Raw genomic sequence first — 24,056 nt, forward strand, 5'->3', positions numbered from 1 at the left:
CGCCTCAGTTTTCGGCTGCCGTCGCCTCCGGGCCTTCAGCCCTTCGCCTTCGCCAGCGTCCTTGCCTGCTCCACCCAGCCGTCGCGGGCGATCCGCCCGTCGAGGCCGAGTTCGGCTTCGATCTTCTCCACCTCCGAACCGGTCCAACGCGCGATATCGGCAAAGCGGAAAATCCCCTTGCCGTTCAGCGCCTGTTCCAGCTTCGGCCCGATCCCTGAAATCACCTTCAGGTCATCGGTCTTTCCGGCCCCGGATCCGGAACTCTTCCGGACCGATACCGGCCTCTTTACCTTCGTCACGGCCGGGCGGCCATCCCCCTCAGACGCCTTCTTCGTTTCGGCCGCCGGCGCCCTGCGCGCCGTCGCCCTCCCGGCTTTCATTGCCAGTACCGGGGCCGCGCGTTTTGCAGCCTTCCCGTCGACCACGCCGCCGACACCGTCCCCGGCTGCGGCATCCTGCCGCCCCGCCCGAACCGGCTCGCCCGCCGCGCGGCCATCGGCCTTCGCGGCGTCGTCCAGCACCGCCTTCATCCGCTCGGCGCTTCCCTGCATCGCGCCGATCACGGCGCCGGCGATCTGGCTGGTCAGGCCGAAGCCGATCGCCGTCACGGCTGCCATCGCAGCCACCGGCTGCGCCATCAGCGGCGGGATCGCCACCTGCGGCATCTCCTTCAGCCATGGCGACAGTCCGAAAGGATCGTCGGCCGCAGCTGCCGCCGGCGGGACCCGGGTTGCCTGAGCTTCCTGTCCTGCCGGCTTCGTCATCGCCTTACTCCGCCGGTTCCAGCACGGCGCCGTGCGCCATGGCGTTGTGGGTGTACTGGTCGATCCGCTTCTCGATCTCGGGGCGGAAGTTGCGGATCAGGCCCTGAACCGGCCAGGCCGCGGCGTCGCCGAGCGCACAGATCGTGTGACCCTCGATCTGCTTGCTGACGTCGAACAGCATGTCGATCTCGCGCTTCTGCGCGTTGCCTCTGGCCATGCGCTCCAGCACGCGCCACATCCAGCCGGTGCCTTCGCGGCAGGGCGTGCACTGGCCGCAGCTCTCATGCTTGAAGAAGGCCGAGATGCGGGCAATCGCCTTGATGATGTCGGTCGAGCGGTCCATGACGATCGCGGCCGCGGTGCCGAAAGACGACTTCACTTCGCGCAGGCCGTCGAAATCCATCGGGCAGTCGATGATGTCCTCGGCCTTGACGACCGGGCACGAGGCGCCGCCGGGGATGACCGCCAAAAGGTTGTCCCAGCCACCGCGGATGCCGCCGGCATGGGTCTCGATCAGCTCACGGAAGGTGATGCCCATCGATTCCTCGACCGTGCAGGGACGGTTGACGTGGCCGGAGATCATGAACAGCTTGGTGCCGACGTTGTTCGGACGGCCGATCGCCGAAAACCAGGTGGCGCCGCGCCGCAGGATGGTCGGTGCGACGGCGATCGATTCGACGTTGTTGACCGTCGTCGGGCAGCCGTAGAGGCCCATATTGGCCGGGAACGGCGGCTTCAGGCGCGGCTGGCCCTTCTTGCCCTCGAGGCTTTCCAGCAGCGCCGTTTCCTCGCCGCAGATATAGGCGCCCGCGCCGTGGTGGACATAGATGTCCATGTCCCAGCCGTGGACGTTGTTCTTGCCGAGCAGACGGGCGTCATAGCATTCGTCGATCGCCGCCTGCAGCGCCTCGCGCTCGCGCATGTACTCGCCGCGGACATAGATGTAGGCGGTGTGCGCGCCCATGGCGAAGCTCGCGATCAGGCAGCCTTCGATCAGCGTGTGCGGATCGTGGCGCATGATGTCGCGGTCCTTGCAGGTACCGGGCTCGGATTCGTCGGCGTTGACGACGAGATAGTGCGGGCGGCCGTCGCTTTCCTTCGGCATGAAGGACCACTTCAGCCCGGTCGGGAAGCCGGCGCCGCCGCGGCCGCGCAGGCCGGACGCCTTCATCTCGTTGATGATCCAGTCACGGCCCTTTTCGAGAATCCCCTTGGTGCCGTCCCAGTGGCCGCGGCTCATCGCGCCCTTCAGGGACTTGTCCTTGAGGCCGTAGATATTGGTGAAGATGCGATCCTGATCCTTAAGCATGTTTCACCTTTCAACGCGGCTTCTTGCCGAAGACGCGGATGTATTCCGCTTCGCCGCCCTTGGCGAGCGCCTTGGCCTGCTTGACCCAGTCGTCGCGCTCGATGCGGCCCTTGAAATTGAGGTATCCGTCGACCCATTCGCGCTCGGCCTTCTTCCAGCCTGCGACCTGCGCAAAGGTGAAGATACCGAGTTCGTGCAGAATGCCCTCGATCTTCGGACCGACGCCGGAGATCAGCTTGAGGTCGTCGGGGGTTGCCGGACGTTCGATGCCAGACGGACGGTTCTTGTCTTCCAGCGACGGCTTGCCGCCTTCGGCGCGCGTCTCGCCTTTCACCTTGGCGTTGGCCGCAGCTTCCGCCTTGGCGGTCGCCGGCGTCTTCAGCGCCGGATTGGTCTCTTCGGCCGCGGTCTTGGCCCGCGCAGCGTTCGAGGGCGGCGTGGAGGCAGCTTCGGCGGCAGGCTTGGCGGCCCGCTTCGCCGCGGGCTTTGCCGGTGCCGCGTCGGGCGTGGTCAGCGACGTCAGGCCACCGATCGGGGCGGAATAGATGCGGTCGATCTGCGGCCCGGGCTTGACGCTCGCGCCCTCGCCCGCTTCGAAGCGATCGATGATCTCCTCGAGCTGCGCCGGGGTCAGGTCCTCGAAACTGTCCTTGAAGATCATCACCATCGGCGCATTGACGCAGGCGCCCTGGCATTCGACCTCTTCCCACGACAGCGTGCCGTCGGCATTGCGCTCGAAGGGCTCGGCGTGGATCTTGCTCTTGCAGACGCGGATCAGGTCTTCCGCACCGCGCAGCATGCAGGGCGTGGTTCCGCAGACCTGGACGTGAGCCCGCGTGCCGACCGGCTTCAGCTGGAACTGGGTGTAGAAGGTCGCCACCTCGAGAACGCGGATATAGGCCATGCCGAGCATCTCGGCGACCTTCTCGATCGCGGCCTTGGTGACCCAGCCGTCCTGCTCCTGCGCCCGCATGAGAAGCGGGATCACCGCCGATTGCTCGCGGCCCTTCGGGTACTTGTTGATCGTTGCCTTCGCCCAGGCCGCATTCTCACTGGAAAATGCGAAGCTTGCGGGCTGCACGGCCTCATCGGCCAATCGACGAACGGACATTCTTTGGCGCCTTATTCAGTGATCAGCCCGCAGCGCGTCGTCGTCACGGTGACGAACTGACAGGCGTAGGCCGTCTTCTCTTTCTGCATGAACACGATGTAGCGGCTGCTGGCCTGGGCCGTGCCCTTGATCTCGTAGCCGTCGGCAAGGAGCCTTGCCATCGTCGACTGCGTCGCGCCCGCTCCTGCGGTCACATCCGAGGTCTGGGCGTGGACGATCGCCGTCGATGCGGCGAGGGCTGCAAGGGCGAGGCTCAGTCGAAGCATCATCAGCGGTCCACCTCGCCGAAAACGATGTCGAGCGAACCGAGCACGGCGGAAACGTCGGCAAGCTGGTGGCCGCGACACAGGAAATCCATGGCCTGCAGGTGGGCATAGCCCGGGGCGCGGATCTTGCAGCGGTAGGGCTTGTTGGAACCGTCGGCGACCAGATAGACGCCGAACTCGCCCTTCGGCGCCTCGACCGCGGCGTAAACCTCGCCGGCCGGCACGTGATAGCCCTCGGTATAGAGCTTGAAGTGATGGATCAGCGCTTCCATCGAGCGCTTCATCTGGCCGCGCTTCGGCGGCACGATCTTGCCGTCGAGCGAGGAGACCGGACCGACCCGGGCGTCGCCGAGAAGACGGTCGACGCACTGGCGCATGATCCTGGCCGACTGGCGCATCTCGATCATACGGATCAGGTAGCGGTCGTAGCAGTCGCCGTTCTTGCCGATCGGGATATCGAATTCCAGGTCGGAATAACACTCGTAGGGCTGCGAGCGACGCAGGTCCCAGGCGGCACCCGAACCGCGCACCATCACGCCCGAGAAGCCCCAGGCCCAGGCGTCTTCAAGGCTGACGACGCCGATGTCGACGTTGCGCTGCTTGAAGATGCGGTTGCCGGTCAGGAGCTCGTCGATGTCGTCGACGGTCTTGAGGAACGGATCGATCCACTTGCCGATGTCCTCGACCAGCTGGTCGGGCAGGTCCTGGTGGACGCCGCCGGGACGGATATAGGCGGCGTGCATGCGCGAGCCGCACGCCCGCTCGTAGAACACCATCAGCTTCTCGCGCTCCTCGAAGCCCCAGAGCGGCGGCGTCAGCGCGCCGACGTCCATGGCCTGCGTGGTGACGTTGAGAAGATGCGACAGGATACGGCCGATCTCGGAATAGAGCACGCGGATCAGCTGCCCGCGGATCGGCACCTCGGTCTCGAGGAGTTTCTCGACGGCCAGCGCATAGGCATGCTCCTGGTTCATCGGCGCCACGTAGTCGAGGCGGTCGAAATAGGGCACGGCCTGCAGGTAGGTCTTCGTCTCGATCAGCTTCTCGGTGCCGCGATGCAGCAGCCCGATATGCGGATCGACCCGCTCGACGATCTCGCCGTCCAACTCGAGCACGAGGCGCAAAACGCCGTGCGCTGCCGGGTGTTGCGGACCAAAGTTAATATTAAAGTTGCGGACGTTATGTTCCGTCATGCCGCTTGCTCCAATGGGCGCCGCATCGAAAGGACGCGCGCCCGAAAATCAGTTCGTCTTCGCCTTCTCATCCCCCGGCAGCACGTAATCCGTGCCTTCCCAGGGGGAGAGGAAGTCGAAGTTGCGGAATTCCTGCCTGAGCTGCACCGGTTCGTAGACGACGCGCTTGACCTCGTCGTCGTAGCGAACCTCGACGAAGCCGGTGGTCGGGAAGTCCTTGCGCAGCGGATGGCCCTCGAAGCCGTAGTCCGTCAGGATGCGGCGGAGGTCCGGATGGCCTGTGAACAGGATGCCGTACATGTCGTAGGCCTCACGCTCGAACCAGTCGGCACCCGGGTAGACGCCGAAGGCGGACGGCACCGGCTCGAACTCGGAGGTTTCGACCTTGACCCGGACGCGGACGTTCTGCTGCGGTGACAGCAGGTGATAGACCACGTCGAAGCGCGCCTTGCGCGCCGGCCAGTCAACGCCGCACACGTCGATCAGGTTGACGAACCGGCACTGCACGTCGTCACGCAGGAAGGTCAAAAGCGCAATGACCTTGTCGGCCGTGGTCGAAAGCGTCAGCTCGCCATAAGCGAGCTTGGTCTCGGAAATCAGGTTTCCGCGCACCTCGCCGAGATAGGAGGCAAGCTCCTGGAGGGCCTCGCTCATGATGTCAGTCCCCTGCCCTTAGCGCTCGATCGTGCCGGTACGGCGGATCTTCTTCTGCAGCAGGAGCACGCCGTAGAGCAGCGCTTCTGCCGTGGGAGGACAGCCCGGCACATAGATGTCGACCGGCACGACGCGGTCGCAACCGCGCACCACCGAATAGGAATAGTGATAGTAACCGCCGCCATTGGCGCAGGAGCCCATCGAGATGACGTAGCGCGGCTCTGGCATCTGGTCGTAGACCTTGCGCAGTGCCGGCGCCATCTTGTTGGTGAGCGTGCCCGCGACGATCATGACGTCGGACTGGCGCGGCGAGGCGCGCGGCGCAAAGCCGAAGCGCTCGACGTCGTAACGCGGCATGGAGAGCTGCATCATCTCGACCGCGCAGCAGGCGAGACCGAAGGTCATCCACATCAGCGAGCCGGTGCGCGCCCAGGTGATCAACTCGTCGGTGGAGGTGACGAGAAAGCCCTTGTCGGCCAGTTCATTGTTGATCTCGCCAAAGAAGGCGTCGTCGCTGCCGACCGGCTTGCCGGTGGCGGGATCGATGATCCCCTTGGCCCGGGGGGCCACGAGCGTGGTACCGGAGGTCAGTTCCATTCCAGCGCTCCCTTCTTCCATTCGTAGATGAAGCCGATGGTGAGCACGAACAGGAACACCATCATCGACCAGAAGCCGAACCAGCCCAGATCGTGGAACGACACCGCCCAGGGAAACAGGAAGGCCACTTCGAGGTCGAAGATGATGAAGAGGATCGACACCAGATAGAAGCGGATGTCGAACTTCATGCGCGCATCATCGAACGCGTTGAAGCCGCATTCATAGGCAGAGAGCTTTTCCGAGTCGGGCGCCTTGTAGGCGACGGCGAAGGGGGCGACCAGCAAGGCGATGCCGATCACGAGCGCGATGCCGATGAAGATGGCGATCGGAATATAGGATCCGAGAAGTTCAGTCATTTTCGTCCGTCCTGCCTGCATCGGGCGTCGGAGAAACGCCGCCGGGTCGAAAGACCTGCAAGCCGAGAAAGTATGTTGCAACGCCCACGTCGTTAGCGCAGTGAGCGCCCCTGTGCAAGGCTTAGGTCGGGCATTCGCCCAAAGAGTGCGCACATTTCCATGGCGCCGGCCGATGGTGACAAAAGGGGAACCTTCGGCGACACGTCGGCCGGCGGGCACCGCGCCATTTAAAAGGCCGGCGCCGCACCCCGGCGAAACCCCGGTCGGCATCGCGCCCGCACGCCGCCCGCCCCCGCAGGCGTTCAGTATCCCGTCAGCTATAGGCGCCAGACTGGCGGCGTTCGCGAATCGACGGGAACATCAACAGGAGGCGTCGACAGGCACCCCGATGGGAACGAAGAGATTGAACCTGGGCATCGTGCTCGTCGCCGGCCTTGTCGCCGCGGTCTGCGTCATTCCGCTCGTGCCGCACAGGATGCAGGCATCGATTTCACCCCCGCTCCTGCAGTCCTGGGATGCGGAGGGGAACTGAGGTGGGGTCGGGCGCGCCGCCGGGGCAAATTGCCGCGGCACCGGACAGGAGCGTTCTAAACGGAATCAGGATATGGAAGAGTGAAAGTGGCGCGAGTGACGGGGCTCGAACCCGCGACCTCCGGCGTGACAGGCCGGCACTCTAACCGACTGAGCTACACCCGCGCATCTGGTCTTCCGACCGCAACACCCGCAAGATCCGGACCCTGGAAATGGCGCGAGTGACGGGGCTCGAACCCGCGACCTCCGGCGTGACAGGCCGGCACTCTAACCGACTGAGCTACACCCGCATTCTGACCAAGTCCGGATGCCCGCAGGCATCCTTCGAAGCGGCCGGGGCCGTTCGATGAGCGGCTAACTAAGGGGTTCGCTTATGGGTGTCAAGCAGGATTGAAGACAAAACGGTGACGGCGCGCGAATTGTTGAAAACCGCCCCGCCAAACGCCCGTTTCCCCTCCCGATCCCCAGGTGGAGGGCGGACAGATTCGTCATTGGGCGCGTGACGGCTTCTCAAGCCGGGACGGTGGAAACCGGACCCCTTCCCCTTGGCGCACACCCCGGATTTTCCGCCAGTGTCGCAAACCAGGTCAGGCACGTCGTGCGGACCATGCCCCCCACTTTCCGGCACTGCCCCGCCTGCCCGCCTCGCCGGCCGCGCGCAAAATTTTGCGAAAAAGATCATCAGGGCTCTTGCGGTTTCATCCGGTTCCGCATAGATCACGGCCACCAACGCGGCGGGCGATTAGCTCAGTTGGTAGAGCGCCTCGTTTACACCGAGGATGTCGGGAGTTCGAGTCTCTCATCGCCCACCATTTTCCTTCCCCTTGATTTCATTCAGACCCCTTGTTCCACAAGGCGTTTCCGAGCCGCGGCATTTCTTTCGGGCCGGAGGCCCTACCGCGTCGCCTTGCGCCAGCCGGCGGCTTGGGCTTCGCTTTCGCTGCAGAACCAGCGTTCGCCGTATTCCGGGCTGATGCGGACCACCTCGTAGTAGTCCTGGCCGGGGACGCTGTAGATGCGTTCACCGGTCTGGGCGCTGATGTTGCCCTTGATGGCGCAGCCGCGGGCGCGGGCCGTGGCGGAGGCGATGAGGTCGCCGGCGCTGACATAAGTCAGGCCGACCGCGGTCACCGCGGCAAGCGCGATCTTCGCCGCCTCGCGGGAGCGCGGCCATCTGCCGGAGTCCGATTGGCACGGGTGAAACCGCATAGGAATTCCTCCTCCTTGACCGTCCCAACGCGACAATGCGGGCATAATGGGGCGGCTGGAGAGAAACCCGGCACCGCTCCACACAGGGGTGGCGGTGGCCGTTGCATATTTGCGCCACCCGTTTCGGGCTGCCCAGACCCGATCCCCCGTCCCGACCGTGGTGCCTCGGTGCCCGTGCCGGACCGGCCGGCGAGCCGCCTTGCCGGCGCGGCGGCTCGCCATGCGCAAGTAATATGCGCAAGAAAAAGGGCGCAGCCGGCGGCCGCGCCCTTTTTCCGATTCGCAAGCTTGCGAAGCGCCGTTAGCCGGCGATCTTCGCGGCCAGTTTCGCGACGTGTGCGCCCTGGAAGCGGGCAGCGTCGAGTTCGACCTTCGAGGGCTGGCGGGAGCCGTCGCCGTCGGTGATCGTGGAGGCGCCGTAGGGCGAGCCGCCCTTGATCTCGTCGACGCCCATCTGGCCCTGGAAGGCGTAGGGAAGGCCGACGACGGCCATGCCGTGGTGTAGCAGGGTGGGAATAAAGCCGAGGATGGTCGATTCCTGGCCGCCGTGCTGGGTGGCCGACGAGGTGAAGACGGAGCCGACCTTGCCGACGAGCTTGCCGTTGAACCAGAGACCGCCGGTCTGGTCCCAGAAGTTGCGCATCTGCGAGGCGACCGTGCCGAAGCGCGTGCCGGCGCCGACGATGATGGCGTCGTATTCCTCCAGTTCGTCGACGGTCGCGACCGGGGCTGCCTGGTCGAGCTTGAAGTGCGAGGCCTTGGCGACCTCCTCCGGAACGAGTTCCGGCACGCGCTTGACCACCACGTCGGCGCCGGCGGACTTCGCACCTTCCGCCACTGCATTCGCCATGGCCTCGATATGCCCGTAAGCCGAGTAGTAGAGGACCAGTACCCTTGCCATTCGCTTCTCCTGTCGTGTCTGAAACACAAGTCTTTCCGCTTGATTGCGGCTGGCACGAAGATGTAGCAGAGGACACGGTTGCGCCAGAACCCGGCCGGGCAACAGACTGTTCACCACAGATTGACAGTCCTGCCCGGGTGTGAACGATCGGCGCCGGATCAGGAGTGTTTCCATGGGTTCAAGCAAGATCATCACCGCCGGCATGCTCGCGATCGGCGACGAACTCCTCTCCGGCCGCACCAAGGACAAGAACATCGGTCACCTCGCCGACATGCTCCACCTCGCCGGCATCGACCTGAAGGAGGTGCGCATCGTCGGCGACGAGGAGGAGATGATCGTCGAGGCGCTGGACGCGCTGCGGGCGCGCTACGACTACGTCTTCACCTCCGGCGGCATCGGCCCGACGCATGACGACATCACCGCGGACGCGGTGGCAAAGGCCTTCGGCGTCGCTTGCACCCACGACCCGGCCGCGATGGAACTGATGGCGGCGATGTATGCGCGGCGCGGCATGGAATTCAACGAGGCCCGGCGGCGGATGGCGCGCATGCCGGTGGGCGCCGGCCACATTCCCAACAGCGTCTCCACCGCGCCGGGCTTCAGCATCGGCAACGTCCACGTGATGGCCGGCGTTCCGCAGGTCTTCGTCGCCATGCTCGAGGCGCTGCTGCCGACGCTCCGGACCGGCGCGCCCGTCCTGTCGCGCAGCGTCGTCTCGCCCTTCGGCGAGGGCGATATCGGCACCCAGCTTTCGGCCATCCAGAAGGCGCATCCCGACACCTCGATCGGCTCCTATCCGCGCTTCGACGGAAACCGGTTCTCGACCGAGATCGTCATCCGCAGCCGGGACGAGGCGCCGGCGGAGGCGGTCGAAAAGGCGGTGCTCGCCATGATCGCCGAGATCGCCGCCGCCAAGGCCGCCGGCTGACCGGTATCGTCGGTCGGCATCACCGGTCGGCGCAGACCGATCGGCTTGACCGTCGTCAAGGACGGCGGCCCGGGCCCGCTCCACAGTGACGCCGTCGCCTGCGATTCGCCGGCATTTGCGACCGCCATGCGATGAGAGGTCGCAACCCCCTTGAACTGCGGGCGATTTGGGGAAAGGATCAATCGGGATTTCAACGCGTTACCGCTCCGCGGCGTGAGTTGCTGCTGGCGGCGCAACGGCCCGAACACAACGGAGAGCGCCATGGCATACAGGACCATCACCGCCGTACTCAGCACCGCCGAGGACGCAGAAAAGGTCACCCGGCACGCGATAGCACTGGCCGAGCGGCACGGCGCGCATCTCGTCGGCGTGCATGCGGAAACGCCGATCGTCGTCACCATCGCCGCCCCGATGGAGTTTCCCGACCCCAACGCCATCATGGAACAGCAGGCCCAGGCCCGCGAGGTGTCGCAAGCGATCGAGCGGACGTTCCGGACGCTGGCGCAGCGCTCGGGCGTTTCGCACGAGTGGCGGCTCTTCACCGGCAGCGCCGGCTACAGCGCCAGCGGCGTGATCGACAGCGCCCGCGGCAGCGACCTCGTCGTCGCCGTCCAGCTCGATCCCTACGGCGACGGCCCTTCGCGCGCCGATATCGAGGACCTGCTCTACGAGAGCGGCCGGCCGCTCTGCCTGATCTCGGATGCGGTGGCCGGGCCGGAGGTGCCGGACCGCGTCCTGATCGCCTGGAACGGCACGCGCGAATCGGCCCGCGCCGTCTTCGATGCGCTGCCGCTCCTGAAAGAGGCGAAGGAGATCGAGATCTTCTCGGTCAATCCGCCGGACGACGCCCTGCAGAGCGCGGGGCTTTCCGGCAGCGAGATCGCCGGCGCCCTGACGCGGCACGGACTGAATGTGAGCCTCAACTCGGCGAAATCCGGCGGCGACAGTGTGGCCCACGTGATCAACCGCCGCGTCACCGAGACCGGGGCGAACCTGCTCGTGATGGGCGCCTTCAGCCACTCCTGGCTGCGCCACCGCCTGTTCGGCGGCGTCACCAGCGCGATGATGAAGGAATTGCGGGTCCCGGCGATCATGTCGCGCTAGCGCCGGTCGGGCGTCCTGACTGGACGTTGGCCGGGCATCATGGCTGTGGATCGGCCCGCGGCCCCGCGGAGGCAGTGATTCCCTTTTTCGCCCTTCTGCTCTAGAAGGGCGAAACCTGCCGCATTCTGCCGGACGCCCGGCGAAAGGAGCCCGCCATGTCGCTTCCCGACAAAGCCTTTCCCGTTTCCTGGGACCAGTTTCATCGCGACGCCCGCGCGCTCGCCTGGCGACTCGCCGACGGCGACCGGGAATGGAAGGCGATCGTCTGCATCACCCGCGGCGGGCTCGTGCCGGCGGCGATCATCTCGCGCGAACTGAACATCCGCCTGATCGAGACCGTCTGCGTCGCCTCCTACCACGACTACCTGTCGCAAGGCGATATGCACGTGCTCAAGGGGATCGCGCCGGAGCTGCAGCAGAACGGCGGCGAAAGCATCCTCATCGTCGACGACCTGACGGACACGGGAAAGACGGCCGCGCAGGTGCGCGCGATGCTGCCGAAGGCGCATTTCGCCGCGGTCTACGCCAAGCCCAAGGGGCGGCCGCAGGTCGATACCTTCGTCACCGAGGTCAGCCAGGACACCTGGATCTACTTCCCCTGGGACATGGGCTTCACCTACCAGGAGCCGATCGCCAAGGGCCCGCGCGGCTAGGACCGCCCCCTCACGCATCGCATGCTGCACAGGCACAGAGCCGGGTCTCTCCGCGCAACGGCTCCGCATGGCCTTCAAACCATCGTCGGCCACGGCTCGGCCCGAGCGGGCTTCCGGCCCCCTGCCCCACGCATCGCCGGGCGAGAAAATTCGGTATCGGAGGGCGGCCCGCCGGGCCCGTTTCCCGGCCCATCCTTGTGCGTCCTGATTCGGTTTTCACATCCGTTGCGGCATGGCAATCGGCTGTCGCCAATATGCCGCAATCCACCCCGAATTTTGCCCTATTATTTATCGGGCTATCCACAGCCGGAGCGCGCCCGGCGCCGTGAGCACGGCTGAACCGGCTGATTCTCCGGCTTTTGCGCCATGTCCCCGCTTTCCACAGGCAACACACACAACATCTAGCGTCCACAAATCCGTCATAAACCACCCCTTGACGGAATCGGGTGCCTTGGCGTTAATGGTTTCCACGCTGCAACTGCGGCTGGGCCGACGAGTTTAAAGTCCGGTTCCGACAATCAAAAAATACAGAACGATGACCATGCGTCGAGGTGGATGAGCCGCCAGCCGCAGGGGAGGTTTTTGCGCACGATTTTGTCGCGGTGACGCCGCGAAAAGACTGGCATAAAGAAGTTGTTAACACTATATTTAGTGTTTGCAGCCACGCTCAGCACAAGATACAGGGTGCCGCGAAAACGGGTTTCCCGCATAGACATGACGATTTGAGCTGGCTGCGCAAGGTCGCGGCCGGTCGGGGATAATTGCGCCTAGAGGCTGGCCACAGCGGGCGCGCGACAACCAAAGGACAAGGGACCATGCGCATAGAACGTCGCTTCACCAAGCAGGGCCAAACGGCCTATGCAGAGATCGAATTCCGCAAGGCCACATCCGAGATCAAGAACCCGGACGGCTCGATCGTCTTCCGGCTCGCCGACATCGACGTTCCCGCGCAGTTCAGCCAGGTCGCAGCCGACATCCTGGCGCAGAAGTATTTCCGCAAGGCGGGCGTGCCGGCAAAGCTGAAGAAGGTCGAGGAGAACGACGTCCCCTCCTTCCTGTGGCGCTCCGTTGCCGACACCGAGGCCCTGAAGGCGCTCCCCGAGGGTGAGCGCTACGGCTCGGAGACCGATGCCCGCCAGGTGTTCGACCGTCTCGCCGGCACCTGGACCTACTGGGGCTGGAAGGGCGGCTACCTCGCCTCGGAAGAAGATGCCTCCGCCTTCAAGGACGAGCTCGCCTACATGCTCGCCACCCAGCGCGTCGCGCCCAACAGCCCGCAATGGTTCAACACCGGCCTGCACTGGGCCTACGGCATCGACGGTCCCGGCCAGGGCCACTTCTACGTCGATCCCTTCACCGGGAAATTGACCAAGTCCAAGTCGGCCTACGAGCATCCGCAGCCGCATGCCTGCTTCATCCAGTCGGTCGAGGACGATCTCGTCAACGAGAACGGCATCATGGACCTGTGGGTGCGCGAGGCGCGCCTGTTCAAGTACGGCTCCGGCACCGGCTCCAACTTCTCGCACCTGCGCGGCGAAGGCGAGCGGCTTTCCGGCGGCGGCCGTTCCTCCGGCCTGATGAGCTTCCTCAAGATCGGCGACCGTGCGGCGGGCGCGATCAAGTCGGGCGGCACGACGCGGCGCGCGGCCAAGATGGTCGTGGTCGACATCGACCATCCGGACATCGAGGCCTACATCAACTGGAAGGTCAAGGAAGAGCAGAAGGTGGCGGCCCTCGTCACCGGCTCCAAGATCGTCGCCTCCCACCTGAAGGCGATCATGAAGGCCTGCATCAACTGCGCGGCCGACAACGACGCCTGCTTCGACCCCAACGAGAACCCGGCGCTGAAGCGCGAGATCCGCGCGGCCAAGAAGAACCAGGTTCCGGAAAACTACATCAAGCGCGTCATCCAGTTCGCCAAGCAGGGCTACAAGGACATCGAGTTCAAGACCTACGACACGGACTGGGATTCGGAAGCCTATCTCACGGTGTCGGGCCAGAACTCCAACAACTCCGTCTCGATCAAGGACGACTTCCTGCAGGCGGTGGAGAATGACGGCGACTGGAACCTGACCGCCCGCAAGGACGGCAAGGTGATGAAGACGCTGAAAGCGCGCGACCTGTGGGAATCGATCTCGTATGCCGCCTGGGCTTCGGCCGATCCGGGCCTGCACTTCAACACGACGATGAACGACTGGCACACCTGCCCGGCGGCAGGCCCGATCCGCGCCTCCAACCCGTGCTCGGAATACATGTTCCTCGACGACACGGCCTGCAACCTCGCCTCGCTGAACCTTTTGCAGTTCAAGGACGCGGCGACGAAGAACATCAACATCGCCGACTACGAGCACGCCGTCCGCCTGTGGACGATCGTGCTGGAAATCTCGGTGATGATGGCGCAGTTCCCGAGCCGGCAGATCGCCGAGCTCTCCTACGAGTACCGCACGCTCGGCCTCGGCTATGCCAATATCGGCGGCCTGCTGATGTCGTCGGGCATTCCCTATGATTCGACCGAGGGCCGCGCCATCGGCGGCGCGCTGACGGCGATCATGACCGGCATCGCCTATGCGACGTCGGCCGAAATGGCCGGCGAGCTCGGCACCTTCCCGGGCTTTGCGCCGAACCGCGACAACATGCTGCGCGTCATGCGCAACCACCGCCGCGCCGCCTACGGCGAGACGGTCGGCTACGAGAAGCTGTCGGTCGACCCGGTCGCCCTCGTCCACGGCGATTGCCCGGACCAGGACCTGATCGTCCACGCCAAGCTCGCCTGGGACAAGGCCGTCGAACTCGGCGAGAAGCACGGCTACCGCAACGCCCAGACGACCGTGATCGCGCCGACCGGCACGATCGGCCTCGTCATGGATTGCGACACGACCGGCATCGAGCCCGACTTCGCGCTGGTGAAGTTCAAGAAGCTCGCCGGCGGCGGCTACTTCAAGATCATCAACCGCGCCGTTCCGGAAGCCCTGCGCACTCTGGGCTATTCGGAGGCGCAGATCGCCGAGATCGAGGCCTATGCCGTCGGCCACGGCAATCTGAACCAGGCGCCCGGCGTCAACCCCGGCTCGCTGAAGGCCAAGGGCTTCACGGATGAGAAGATTGCCGCCGTCAACGGCGCGCTGAAGAGCGCCTTCGACATCAAGTTCGTGTTCAACCAGTGGACGCTCGGCGCCGACTTCCTGAAGGAGACGCTGAAAGTTTCCGACGAGCAGCTCGCCGACATGAGCTTCAACCTGCTCGAGCACATGGGCTTTGCCAAGAAGGACATCGAGGCCGCCAACATCCACGTCTGCGGCGCGATGACGCTGGAAGGCGCACCGTTCCTGAAGAACGAGCATCTCGCCGTCTTCGATTGCGCCAACCCCTGCGGCAAGATCGGCAAGCGCTACCTCTCGGTCGAGAGCCACATCCGCATGATGGCGGCCGCCCAGCCGTTCATCTCCGGCGCAATCTCCAAGACGATCAACATGCCGAACGAGGCGACCGTCGAGGACTGCAAGAACGCCTACATGCTGTCCTGGAAGCTGGCGCTGAAGGCCAACGCGCTCTACCGCGACGGCTCGAAGCTGTCGCAGCCGCTGAATGCCGCGCTGATCGAGGACGAGGACGACGAGGATGCGATCGAGGAACTGGTCGCAGCCCCCGCTGCCGCCCAGGCGGTCGCCGTCACCGAGAAGATCGTCGAGCGGATCATCGAGCGCGTCACCCGCGAGCGCGAGAAGCTGCCGAACCGGCGCCAGGGCTACACCCAGAAGGCCGTCATCGGCGGACACAAGGTGTATCTGCGCACCGGCGAGTTCGGCGACGGCCGCCTCGGCGAGATCTTCATCGACATGCACAAGGAAGGTGCGGCCTTCCGCGCGATGATGAACAACTTCGCCATCGCCATCTCGCTCGGCCTGCAATACGGCGTGCCGCTGGAGGAATATGTGGAGGCCTTCACCTTCACCAAGTTCGAGCCGGCCGGCATGGTCATCGGCAACGACGCGATCAAGAACGCCACCTCGATCCTCGACTACGTGTTCCGCGAACTGGCCGTCTCCTATCTCAGCCGCAACGACCTCGCCCATGTCGACACCTCCGATTTCGGCAACACCGCACTCGGCAAGGGCATCCAGGAAGGCAAGACCAACCTGATCTCGACCGGCTGGACCCGCGGCTACAAGCCGACGCTGGTTTCCGGCACCGGCGGCGAGCGCCCGCTTTCCGAGCCGAAGGGGGCTGCGACGGCGGCACCGGCCAAGGCCGCCTCGTCCGGCAACATCACCGCCTTCGCCGGCGGTGCGGCGCGCAAGCTCGAGCCGACCGTCGCGATCTCGACCTCCGAGATCGTCGCCTTCAAGCGCGACTACGAGGAGCGCGCGGCGGAACTGGCCGAGGAGATCGCCGAGGAAGCCCCCGAGGAGGTCGCCACCGAAAGCCAGCAGGCCGTGACCGCCCTCTTCTCCGACAAGGCCGCCGCCGACGCGGCCGCCGCCAAGGCGGAGGCCAAGAAGGTGGAGAACGAACGCCGCATGCGCTCCATTGCTCAGGGGTATACGGGCAACATGTGCTCGGAGTGCCAGAACTTCACGATGGTGCGCAACGGGACGTGCGAGAAGTGCGACACTTGTGGTGCTACGAGCGGGTGCAGCTGAGACATGCATGTATCTGGGCCGGCTTACCGCCCCGATGAATTGAGATAAAATGGTCCCCGCGGTGATTGAATTCACCGCGGGGATTTTCATGATGCCCTTGATCGTATCCTCCAATTCCAAGACGTGCCCCAAATCCCGATCAACTACTGGATACCCGTAGTCTACTATGCTAGAATTCGAATGGGATGAACGGAAAGCGACCGCAAATCTCGCCAAGCATGGCGTAGCATTTGTCGATGCCTGCGCAGTTTTCCATGACCCGTTCGCCCTTGATGTCGAGGAAAGGTCGATGGATCACGGCGAAGTTCGGCGGCGCATCATCGGTCTCGGCGGAGGCCGCTTCCTGACCGTCATCTATACGGAGCGTGGCGACGCTATTCGTCTGATCTCAGCGCGAAAATCCACGCAGTCAGAACGTCGGGAGTATGAAAATGCCGGATGGTAAGACACAGATCTCGGACTGGTCCCGCCTTGACGCGATGAGCGACGAGGAAGCAGAGGTCAATGCCCGTACTGACCCGGACAATCCGCCGCTGACACAGGAACAACTGCGTTCTGCGCGCCGTATGCCACAGGTCAAGGTCATCCGTCGCGCGCTTGGCCTGACGCAGGAAGAGTTTTCCAGTCGCTACCATATCCCGCTCGGCACCCTGCGCGACTGGGAACAGGGGCGCTCCGAGCCCGATCAACCTGCCAGGGCTTACCTCAAAGTGATCGCGGTCGATCCGGAGAGAACAGCAGAGGCGCTGGCGCGAGGGGCAGCCTAAGCCGTCGAAGACGCACCCGCCCTTTCAACCCGCCACAGGTGAATGTGCTACGCAAAGTTGCATTCGGTTCGTGGAGCGTCAAACGGGAATCGCCTAGCGCCCACCCATTCGGATGGAGGTAACTATGGCGGCATGCAAAGACAGAAACGGTGATACCTGGGAGGTCTACCAGAGCAGTGGCAGATGGCGCTGGCGGCGCACGGCTGCCAATGGACGTATCGTTGGTGCGTCGACCGAATCCTACGCGAACAGATCCGATTGCATCGACAACGCACGCCGCAACGGCATGTCGTGTAATCCGGCGTAATCCACAGCCTCCATCATTTCGGCGACCGAGGTGGTGGAGGCGAACGTCGACCCCTCTTTGTCACCCTGTCGCAAAACCGAAACACGCCGTCTCTAAGGGCTAGAACGACTCTAAACCGGGAGTCCATTCGAACGCGGAGACAGCCTGATGACCGAACAATTCTCTCAAAAGATTTTTCCGACGACCCAGCTCGAAGATGCCGACGGCGACGGGCATAACCCGACCGCCAACCCGACCATGGGCGAGATCATCGGCAAGCGTTTCTCGCGCCGCGGCTTCCTGCAGGGTTCGCTCGCCGTCTCGGCGATCGCTGCGACCGTCTGTCCCGCCGCGCTTCTGAGCGCACCCAATGCAGCCCGCGCGGCCGGCGGTTCGGCCTTTTCGTTTGCCGAGGTCGAGGCCGGCGTCGATGCCAACCACCATATCGCCGAGGGCTATGATGCCGACGTGCTGCTGCGCTGGGGCGACGCGCTGTTTGCCGATTCGCCCGCCTTCGACCCGACGAAACAGACGGCGGCCGCGCAGGAGCGCCAGTTCGGCTACAACAACGACTATGTCGGCTTCATCCCGCTGGAAGGCTCCTCCGAGCATGGCCTGCTCGTGGTCAACCACGAATACACCAACCCGCACCTGATGTTCCCCGGCCTCGTCAAGATCGTCGACGGCAAGGTCGAGCAGGGGCCGCTGTCGAAGGAGCAGGTGGACGTCGAGATCGCCGCCCATGGCGGCACGATCGTCGAGATCCGCAAGGTCGACGGCAAGTGGCAGGTGGTGCCGGACGGCAAGCTGAACCGCCGCGTCACCGCCAGCACCGAGATGCAGCTTACCGGTCCCGTCGCCGGTCACGATCGCGTCAAGACCCATGCGGATGCCAGCGGCACGAAGGTTCTGGGCACGCTCAACAACTGCGCCGGCGGGGTGACCCCATGGGGCACCTACATCATGGCGGAAGAGAACTTCCACGGCTATTTCTCCGGCGAACTGCCGGCCGGCCATGCCGAAGCCGGCAACTACGAGCGCTACGGCGTGCCGGAGGGCGGCTACGAGTGGGCCAACTTCTACGACCGCTTCGACCTTGCCAAGGAGCCGAACGAACCGAACCGCTTCGGCTGGATCGTCGAGGTCGACGTGATGGATCCGGCCTCGGTGCCGAAGAAGCGCACCGCTCTCGGCCGCACCAAGCATGAGGGCGCCGAATCGATCGTGGCCAAGAACGGCAAGGTCGTCTTCTACCTCGGCGACGACGAGCGCTTCGACTATGTCTACAAGTTCGTCACCGACGGCACCTACAATCCGGACGACCGCGCCGCCAACATGGACCTACTCGATGCGGGCACGCTCTATGTCGCGAAGTTCAACGAGGACGGCACCATGGCCTGGCTGCCGGTCGTGCACGGCGAAGGCCCGCTGACGGCCGAGAACGGCTTTGCCAGCCAGGCGGACGTGCTGATCGAGACCCGCCGCGCCGGCGACCTTCTCGGCGCCACCAAGATGGACCGTCCCGAGGACGTGCAGCCGAACGGCGTCAACGGCAAGGTCTACGTCATGCTGACCAACAACACCAAGCGCAAGGCCGACCAGGTCGATGCCGCCAACCCGCGCGCGGAGAACGCCTTCGGCCACATCATCGAGATCGAGGAAGACGGCGGCGACTTCACCGCGACCTCGGGCAAGTGGGAAGTGCTTCTGAAGTGCGGCGACCCGTCCGTCGCCGACGTCGGCGCCACCTTCTCCACCGAAACGACGAAGAACGGCTGGTTCGGCATGCCCGACAACTGCGCCGTCGACGCCGCCGGCCGCCTGTGGGTCTCGACCGATGGCAACTCCAACAAGGCCACCGGGCGCACCGACGGCCTCTGGGCGGTGGACACCGAGGGCGACGCCCGCGCCACCTCCAAGCTGTTCTTCCGCGTGCCGGTCGGCGCGGAGATGTGCGGCCCGCTGTTCACGCCTGACGACGAGACGGCCTTCGTCGCCGTCCAGCATCCGGGCGACGGCGGAGAGGACTGGGACGGCCACGGCCGCCCGTCCTATTACGAGGACCTCTCCACCCGCTGGCCGGACTTCAAGGACGACATGCCGGTGCGCCCGGCCGTGGTCGCGATCACCAAGGTCGGCGGCGGCAAGATCGCCGTCTGATCCTCCCGGCCTTGGCTGCGGTCACCGGTGGCCGCAGCCAGCCCAACGCGACGTCGCAAGGTCGATTTCGAAAGGTCTACCGGGCGATTTCGACAAAGCCGGCCGCAGGCATGCGGCCGGCGACCGCCCCTCGCCCTGCCGCCTCCAGACGGTGGAATGGAGATGCGGCGAGGGCTCCTGGACTTACTGCCAGCCGCCGTTCGGCAGGCGGCCGTGGTAGGGCGTATCGCGGCAATGGCCCCACGGACCGATCCAGTAGCCCGGAGGGCAAGGGTTGCCGACGACAGGCGGGTAATAGGGGCGAGGCTCGTAGTAGCGCGGCTCGGCCGCAGCGGCACCCAGGACGGCGCCGGTCGCAAGCCCGACCCCGTACCAGCCGGCATTGTTCCAGCCGCGCCAGTGATCGACGAACAGCGCCGCCGGCCCGCTTGCGCCAGCAAGGCTGCCTTCGAGCACCGTGACGTCGAATGTCAGCGTCGTGCCCTCCAGCGTCGGCGACTTGAGCGTCACCACGGCATCGCTGACATCGGTTCCGCCGCCGAGGACCGAAATCGTCGCATTGGGCGGATCGCTTTCGAAATTGTCCGGCCCCTGCCCCCATTGCCTGACGATCTCGTCGGTCGAGACATGGCCGGCGGCCCGCACCGGGCGGTCCGCGAACACGATCGCGCTCGCGGCGACGCCGGTCAGGACGAGCTTTTCGCCTTCCAGCGTCGCACCGTCGGAGTTGATCACCAGGAGCGAGGCGAGCGGGCCTTTCTGGGTGACCTGGCCGACCGTCTTCTCGAGCGGAACATGCGGCTTCCTCGCATTGTCCTGGCTCCAGGCGCTGCCGCCGTTCAAAACCGTCATGCTGCCTGCCAGAAGGAGGCAGAACGCTTGCTTGCGTGTCATATGCGCATCTCCGGAATGGGTTGATGTCGATTTGTCGGAATCAATTTTCTGTCATCCGCGTCGTCGTGGCGCGGGAAGGGACCGGGTCGGCACGATGGGCGCCCAGCCGGCCTCAAGCGCTGCAACCATAGGCTTTCGCGCGTTTTCCGGCCAGCGAAATCGACGGCCGCGGCGCTGCACGAAAGCCATGTCCCGAATGCGATTTCTGCAGCACCGGCCGGTTGCGGGCGTATCAATTTCGCACCGTAAAGATTGGATTCAGTCTTTCTTGGTAATTCTCCGTTAGCCTTTCCTCCCTGTGGTTCCTGGCGGCTCCGTTCGGGCCGTCTTCCTTGGTCTTGCGTAACGGGTTCCCATGCACCTTTCGGCCGCCCCTGCCCTCATCCTCTTCGGTCTCGCGCTGGCGGGCTGCTCGTCCAGTTCCGGTCCCGAGGCGCTCCAGGCGGGGCTCACCTCCCGCGAGACGACAAGTTCCATCGTGCGGCCAGCGGCACCGGTGCCGGTCGCCGACGTCGGCGATGTGGCCGGCGGGGAGACGGGTGAGGATAATCCGCCGCCGCACGAACTCGCCTGGGCCGGGCCGGTCCCCGACCAGCAGCAATTCGAGGCGGTGACGCGCGATGCCGGCATGGCGGTGCCCTCACAGCGCCCGCTCCAGGCAATCGCGCCCGAACAGCCGGCCACGGGCCTAAAGAGCGGCAAGCGCTCGCGCATCTACAGCCAGCGCTTCGGCGATGCCAAGCCGATCAACTTCGGCAAGGTCAGCCCGCGCCACCACGCCGTCCACGGCGTCGACGTCTCGCGCTGGCAGGGCGAGATCGACTGGATGACGCTCAGGACGCAGGGCGCGAACTTCGCGTTCATCAAGGCCACCGACGGCGGCGACCATCTCGACCCGATGTTCCAGAAGAACTGGCGCCGGGCCAAGGAAGCCGGGATCAAGCGCGGCGCCTACCACTTCTTCTACTGGTGCCGCACCGCCGGCGAGCAGGCCGACTGGTTCATCCGCAACGTGCCGAAGGAAGCCGGCGCGCTGCCGCCGGTGATCGACGTCGAATACAATGCCGAATCGAGCTGCAAGCGCCGGCTGTCGCGCGCCGTCGTGCTGGAAAAGATGCAGGTCTTCATGGACAAGCTCGAGCGCCACTACGGCCAGCGCCCGATCATCTACACCGCACCGGACTTCTATGCCGACAACCTCTCCGGCGAGTTCCCGAACCATCCGTTCTGGCTGCGCTCGGTCGCAGCCCATCCGTCCAAGCGCTATCCCAACCGCAAATGGGTGTTCTGGCAGTACTCCGGATCGGGCCTGTCGCAGGGCGTGAACGGCAAGATCGACCTCAACGTCTTCCGCGGCAGCGAACGCGACTGGCACAACTGGCTGGCCGGCCAGTCGAGCTGACCGGCCGTATGTCGGCGCAGATTGTGATGAAACGCGCCGGCGCACCATCAGGCACGCCGGCGCCGCCCCGGCTCACAGGATGAAATCGGAAGCCTTCAGGTTGTAGGTGCCGTCCAGAAGGATCGCGAGATCGGCCTTTCCGTTGCCGTTGGTGTCGGCCAATACGAGCGTGTCGCCGTTCTTGTGCTGGTAGCGCAGTTCGCCGGCCTTCTTGTGGAAGGCGTCGTCGCCGATGAAGACGAAGGCATTGTTGCCGCCGACGCCGGTCTTCGCGTCGATCGCGGACAGGCTGATCTTGTCGCCGCTGCCACGGCTGAAGTCGTCGATCCTGTCGCGTCCGGAGGAAGCCACCGTGGAATGGCCGGCCAGCCGGAAGACGAAGGTGTCCGCTCCCGACCCGCCCTCCAGCCGGTCCGCACCGGCGCCGCCCTCGAGCGTATCCTTGCCGGTGTTGCCTTTCAGCGTGTCGTTGCCGCTGTCGCCATAGAGGCGGTCATTGCCCGAGCCGCCGTCCAACCGGTCCCTGCCGCTGCCGCCGTAGAGCCTGTCGTTTCCGGCCGCGCCCAGGAGCTTGTCGTGGCCGGCGCTGCCTTCCAGCCTGTCATGGCCGTTGCCGCCATCGAGCGTGTCGTTGCCGCTGCCGCCGACGAGGGTGTCGCTGCCGCCATAGCCGAAGATGCGGTCGTTGCCGGTGCCGCCAAAAAGGCGATCTGCGTTGTCCGTGCCCCGGATCACCTCGTGGATGTCGTCGTCGTTCGCGATCGTCGCCACGCCGGCCGTGATCACATTCTTCACGATGCCGCCCGCCGGCGGGGTCAGGACCAGCGAGAAGGTCTCGTCGCCCTCGAAGCGCTCGTCCGCGCGCAGGTCGACCGCAACGGCCGCAACCGTCTGCCCGGCCAGGAAGGTCACCGAGCCGGTCTTTCCGACATAGTCGCTGCTGCTCGAGGCGGTTCCATTCTGTGTCTTGAACTTGAATGTGAGGTTTTCATCATAAACTTCTGAAAGATGTATCTGGAATACCGCCTGCCGCACCCCCGCATCGCCTTCCACCACCGTGGGGCTCGACACAAAGGCGGAGCGGTTGCTGCCGGTGCCGTCGTCGTCGTTGACGATGCCGAGGACGCGCTCGGTCTTCTGGTATCCGGCAAAGCGCGCGTTCTGCGGGACGGACAGTTCCAGCCACAGCGATTCGTCGACCTCGTCGAGGTAGTCCGGATTGGCGCGAATCTCGACGAAGCCGACCCTGTCGCCGGCCTCGATCACCAGTGTCCCCGTCTGGGGCGCGTAGTCGCGGTTGTTGAGGGGCGCATCGGTCGCCGAGCCCAGGACCGTGCGATAGTCGATGCGCACCTCGTCGTCGGTCGCCTTGGACAGGACGACGCGGAAGCGCATCCCGCCTCCCTCGGTCTGGCTGGCCCGCTCGGCGAAAATGATCGGGATCGCGCCGTTGCCCGTGTCGTCGTCGAGGATGGTGGCGATCCCGGCACTGCCCTCGTGGCCGTTCCTGATCACGTCCGGCGGGTCGAAGACGAGCGAGAAATACTCGTTGAGCTCGATCGAATTGTCCTCCACGAGATCGATTGCGACCGTCGCGGTGGTCTGCCCGGCCGAGATCGTGACGGAACCGGTCTTGGCGACGTAGTCCTTGCCGGCCAGCGCCGATCCGTCGGCCGTGCGGTAGTTCAGCGTCAGATCGCTGGCGAGCGCCTCGGAGAGGTGCACCTCGAACACCGCCCGCCGCGTGCCGCTGTCGCCCTCCACGACGATCGGGCTCGAGACGAACATGGCAAGGTCGGATCCGGTGCCGTCGTCGTCATGGACGACGCCCAGGACCCGGACGACCGCGGGATTGCCGACGAAGACGGCGCCCTTGGGGTTGAACAGTTCCAGCCAGAAGGATTCGTCGACCTCGTCGAGATAGTCGGGCCGCGCGCGAACCACGATCTCCGCCTCCGTCTGCCCGGCCGGGATGACGAGCGTAGCGACCCGGTTGACGCCGGTATAGTCCTGCTGGTTCAGCGGCGCATCCTTGGCGGTGCCCTCAAAGCCGCGGTAGTCGATCCTGACCTCGTCGGTCGTCGGCGCGCTCAGGGTCACCTTGTAGCGAAGATAGCCGCCCTCAAGGGCCTCTACGCGCGTAATGCTGATGGTCGGAACCGCCATATCGCTCTCCCGTTGAAGATTGTCTCAAGCATTTCGAACCGCAGACACACGGGGTCGTGCCCCCGTCCGGCCGTGGAGACGGGAGTCCGGTGCCCAAATTTTGTATATTAGAAATTGCTTTATCACGAGATTGCGAGCCAGGGGATAGCTCATCCTATCTATTGT

The 24,056-nt window shown here is 65.0% G+C and carries 22 protein-coding genes and 3 tRNA genes; 11 read left to right on the forward strand and 14 right to left on the reverse strand.

From position 1 onward, the window contains the following. Window positions 1–35 precede the first annotated feature (35 nt). The 8 genes from OCK02_RS16670 to OCK02_RS16705 are packed head-to-tail and all read right to left on the reverse strand — an operon-like array spanning window position 36 to window position 6,250. On the reverse strand, window positions 36–764 hold the full coding sequence (locus tag OCK02_RS16670) for a hypothetical protein (RefSeq protein WP_263814023.1): 729 nt from the start codon (window positions 762–764) through the stop codon (window positions 36–38). Window positions 765–768: 4 nt separating this feature from the next. After that, window positions 769–2,073, reverse strand: coding sequence for an NADH-quinone oxidoreductase subunit NuoF (nuoF, locus tag OCK02_RS16675; RefSeq protein WP_230804081.1), 1,305 nt, complete (start codon window positions 2,071–2,073; stop codon window positions 769–771). 10 nt (window positions 2,074–2,083) lie between these two features. Further along, window positions 2,084–3,184 (reverse strand): NADH-quinone oxidoreductase subunit E, encoded by a 1,101-nt coding sequence (locus tag OCK02_RS16680; protein ID WP_263814024.1) that lies wholly within the window; start codon window positions 3,182–3,184, stop codon window positions 2,084–2,086. 11 nt (window positions 3,185–3,195) lie between these two features. Then, window positions 3,196–3,453 carry a hypothetical protein gene (locus tag OCK02_RS16685; RefSeq protein WP_230804078.1) on the reverse strand — a complete coding sequence of 86 codons (258 nt, stop codon included), beginning with the start codon at window positions 3,451–3,453 and terminating at the stop codon, window positions 3,196–3,198. Continuing rightward, on the reverse strand, window positions 3,453–4,643 hold the full coding sequence (locus OCK02_RS16690) for an NADH-quinone oxidoreductase subunit D (RefSeq protein ID WP_263814025.1): 1,191 nt from the start codon (window positions 4,641–4,643) through the stop codon (window positions 3,453–3,455). Before OCK02_RS16690 ends, OCK02_RS16685 begins: the two co-directional genes overlap by 1 nt. Window positions 4,644–4,691: 48 nt before the next feature. Continuing rightward, on the reverse strand, window positions 4,692–5,297 hold the full coding sequence (locus OCK02_RS16695) for an NADH-quinone oxidoreductase subunit C (protein ID WP_263814026.1): 606 nt from the start codon (window positions 5,295–5,297) through the stop codon (window positions 4,692–4,694). 18 nt (window positions 5,298–5,315) lie between these two features. Next, window positions 5,316–5,894: a NuoB/complex I 20 kDa subunit family protein gene (locus OCK02_RS16700; protein WP_230804075.1), complete on the reverse strand. Its 579-nt coding sequence runs from the start codon at window positions 5,892–5,894 to the stop codon at window positions 5,316–5,318. Then, a complete protein-coding gene (locus OCK02_RS16705; RefSeq protein WP_230804074.1) occupies window positions 5,885–6,250 on the reverse strand; it encodes an NADH-quinone oxidoreductase subunit A in 366 nt (121 codons plus the stop codon). The genes OCK02_RS16700 and OCK02_RS16705 overlap by 10 nt, the downstream gene beginning before the upstream one ends. A gap of 403 nt (window positions 6,251–6,653) precedes the next feature. Between OCK02_RS16705 and OCK02_RS16710 the strand changes: the two genes are divergently transcribed. Beyond that, a complete protein-coding gene (locus tag OCK02_RS16710; RefSeq protein ID WP_263814027.1) occupies window positions 6,654–6,782 on the forward strand; it encodes a hypothetical protein in 129 nt (42 codons plus the stop codon). 87 nt (window positions 6,783–6,869) lie between these two features. Here the strand turns inward: OCK02_RS16710 and OCK02_RS16715 are convergent. Further along, window positions 6,870–6,946 (reverse strand) — tRNA-Asp (locus OCK02_RS16715). A 48-nt stretch (window positions 6,947–6,994) separates the two neighbouring features. Further along, a tRNA-Asp gene (locus OCK02_RS16720) sits at window positions 6,995–7,071 on the reverse strand. Window positions 7,072–7,517: 446 nt separating this feature from the next. Between OCK02_RS16720 and OCK02_RS16725 the strand changes: the two genes are divergently transcribed. Beyond that, window positions 7,518–7,593 (forward strand) — tRNA-Val (locus tag OCK02_RS16725). A gap of 82 nt (window positions 7,594–7,675) precedes the next feature. Here the strand turns inward: OCK02_RS16725 and OCK02_RS16730 are convergent. Together OCK02_RS16730 and wrbA are read right to left on the reverse strand one after the other, a co-directional pair. Continuing rightward, on the reverse strand, window positions 7,676–7,990 hold the full coding sequence (locus OCK02_RS16730) for a succinoglycan biosynthesis protein exoi (protein ID WP_263814028.1): 315 nt from the start codon (window positions 7,988–7,990) through the stop codon (window positions 7,676–7,678). Between the two features lie 301 nt (window positions 7,991–8,291). Beyond that, window positions 8,292–8,891, reverse strand: a complete 600-nt coding sequence (gene wrbA / locus OCK02_RS16735; RefSeq protein ID WP_263814029.1) for an NAD(P)H:quinone oxidoreductase type IV — start codon at window positions 8,889–8,891, stop codon at window positions 8,292–8,294. Window positions 8,892–9,063: 172 nt separating this feature from the next. Here wrbA and OCK02_RS16740 point away from each other — a divergent pair, with 172 nt between their 5' ends. The 8 genes from OCK02_RS16740 to OCK02_RS16775 all read left to right on the forward strand — a co-directional run bounded on the left by OCK02_RS16740 (window position 9,064) and on the right by OCK02_RS16775 (window position 19,429). After that, the gene (locus tag OCK02_RS16740) at window positions 9,064–9,819 is read left to right on the forward strand and encodes a competence/damage-inducible protein A (RefSeq protein WP_263814030.1); all 756 of its coding nucleotides are present in this window, start codon (window positions 9,064–9,066) and stop codon (window positions 9,817–9,819) included. A 261-nt stretch (window positions 9,820–10,080) separates the two neighbouring features. Next, window positions 10,081–10,923 (forward strand): universal stress protein, encoded by an 843-nt coding sequence (locus tag OCK02_RS16745; RefSeq protein ID WP_263814031.1) that lies wholly within the window; start codon window positions 10,081–10,083, stop codon window positions 10,921–10,923. A 155-nt stretch (window positions 10,924–11,078) separates the two neighbouring features. Continuing rightward, on the forward strand, window positions 11,079–11,576 hold the full coding sequence (gpt, locus tag OCK02_RS16750; protein WP_263814032.1) for a xanthine phosphoribosyltransferase: 498 nt from the start codon (window positions 11,079–11,081) through the stop codon (window positions 11,574–11,576). 815 nt (window positions 11,577–12,391) lie between these two features. Next, on the forward strand, window positions 12,392–16,216 hold the full coding sequence (locus OCK02_RS16755; RefSeq protein ID WP_263814033.1) for a vitamin B12-dependent ribonucleotide reductase: 3,825 nt from the start codon (window positions 12,392–12,394) through the stop codon (window positions 16,214–16,216). Between the two features lie 166 nt (window positions 16,217–16,382). Then, on the forward strand, window positions 16,383–16,661 hold the full coding sequence (locus tag OCK02_RS16760) for a BrnT family toxin (protein WP_263814034.1): 279 nt from the start codon (window positions 16,383–16,385) through the stop codon (window positions 16,659–16,661). Then, window positions 16,642–16,983, forward strand: a complete 342-nt coding sequence (locus OCK02_RS16765; RefSeq protein ID WP_263814035.1) for a helix-turn-helix domain-containing protein — start codon at window positions 16,642–16,644, stop codon at window positions 16,981–16,983. The genes OCK02_RS16760 and OCK02_RS16765 overlap by 20 nt, the downstream gene beginning before the upstream one ends. Window positions 16,984–17,107: 124 nt before the next feature. Beyond that, window positions 17,108–17,290, forward strand: a complete 183-nt coding sequence (locus OCK02_RS16770) for a YegP family protein (RefSeq protein ID WP_263814036.1) — start codon at window positions 17,108–17,110, stop codon at window positions 17,288–17,290. A gap of 147 nt (window positions 17,291–17,437) precedes the next feature. After that, complete coding sequence (locus tag OCK02_RS16775) at window positions 17,438–19,429, forward strand: PhoX family protein (protein WP_263814037.1); 1,992 nt, start codon at window positions 17,438–17,440, stop codon at window positions 19,427–19,429. Between the two features lie 183 nt (window positions 19,430–19,612). Here OCK02_RS16775 and OCK02_RS16780 read toward each other — a convergent pair whose 3' ends face one another. Next, window positions 19,613–20,323, reverse strand: coding sequence for a hypothetical protein (locus OCK02_RS16780; protein WP_412178853.1), 711 nt, complete (start codon window positions 20,321–20,323; stop codon window positions 19,613–19,615). 355 nt (window positions 20,324–20,678) lie between these two features. Between OCK02_RS16780 and OCK02_RS16785 the strand changes: the two genes are divergently transcribed. After that, on the forward strand, window positions 20,679–21,725 hold the full coding sequence (locus OCK02_RS16785; protein ID WP_263814038.1) for a glycoside hydrolase family 25 protein: 1,047 nt from the start codon (window positions 20,679–20,681) through the stop codon (window positions 21,723–21,725). 72 nt (window positions 21,726–21,797) lie between these two features. On the opposite strand, the gene OCK02_RS16790 is transcribed toward OCK02_RS16785, so the two are convergent. Then, window positions 21,798–23,891 (reverse strand): Calx-beta domain-containing protein, encoded by a 2,094-nt coding sequence (locus OCK02_RS16790; protein WP_263814039.1) that lies wholly within the window; start codon window positions 23,889–23,891, stop codon window positions 21,798–21,800. Window positions 23,892–24,056 lie beyond the last annotated feature (165 nt).

The sequence above is a fragment of the Rhizobium sp. TRM96647 genome (genome assembly GCF_025780115.1).
In the GTDB taxonomy this organism is placed as follows: domain Bacteria; phylum Pseudomonadota; class Alphaproteobacteria; order Rhizobiales; family Rhizobiaceae; genus Mycoplana.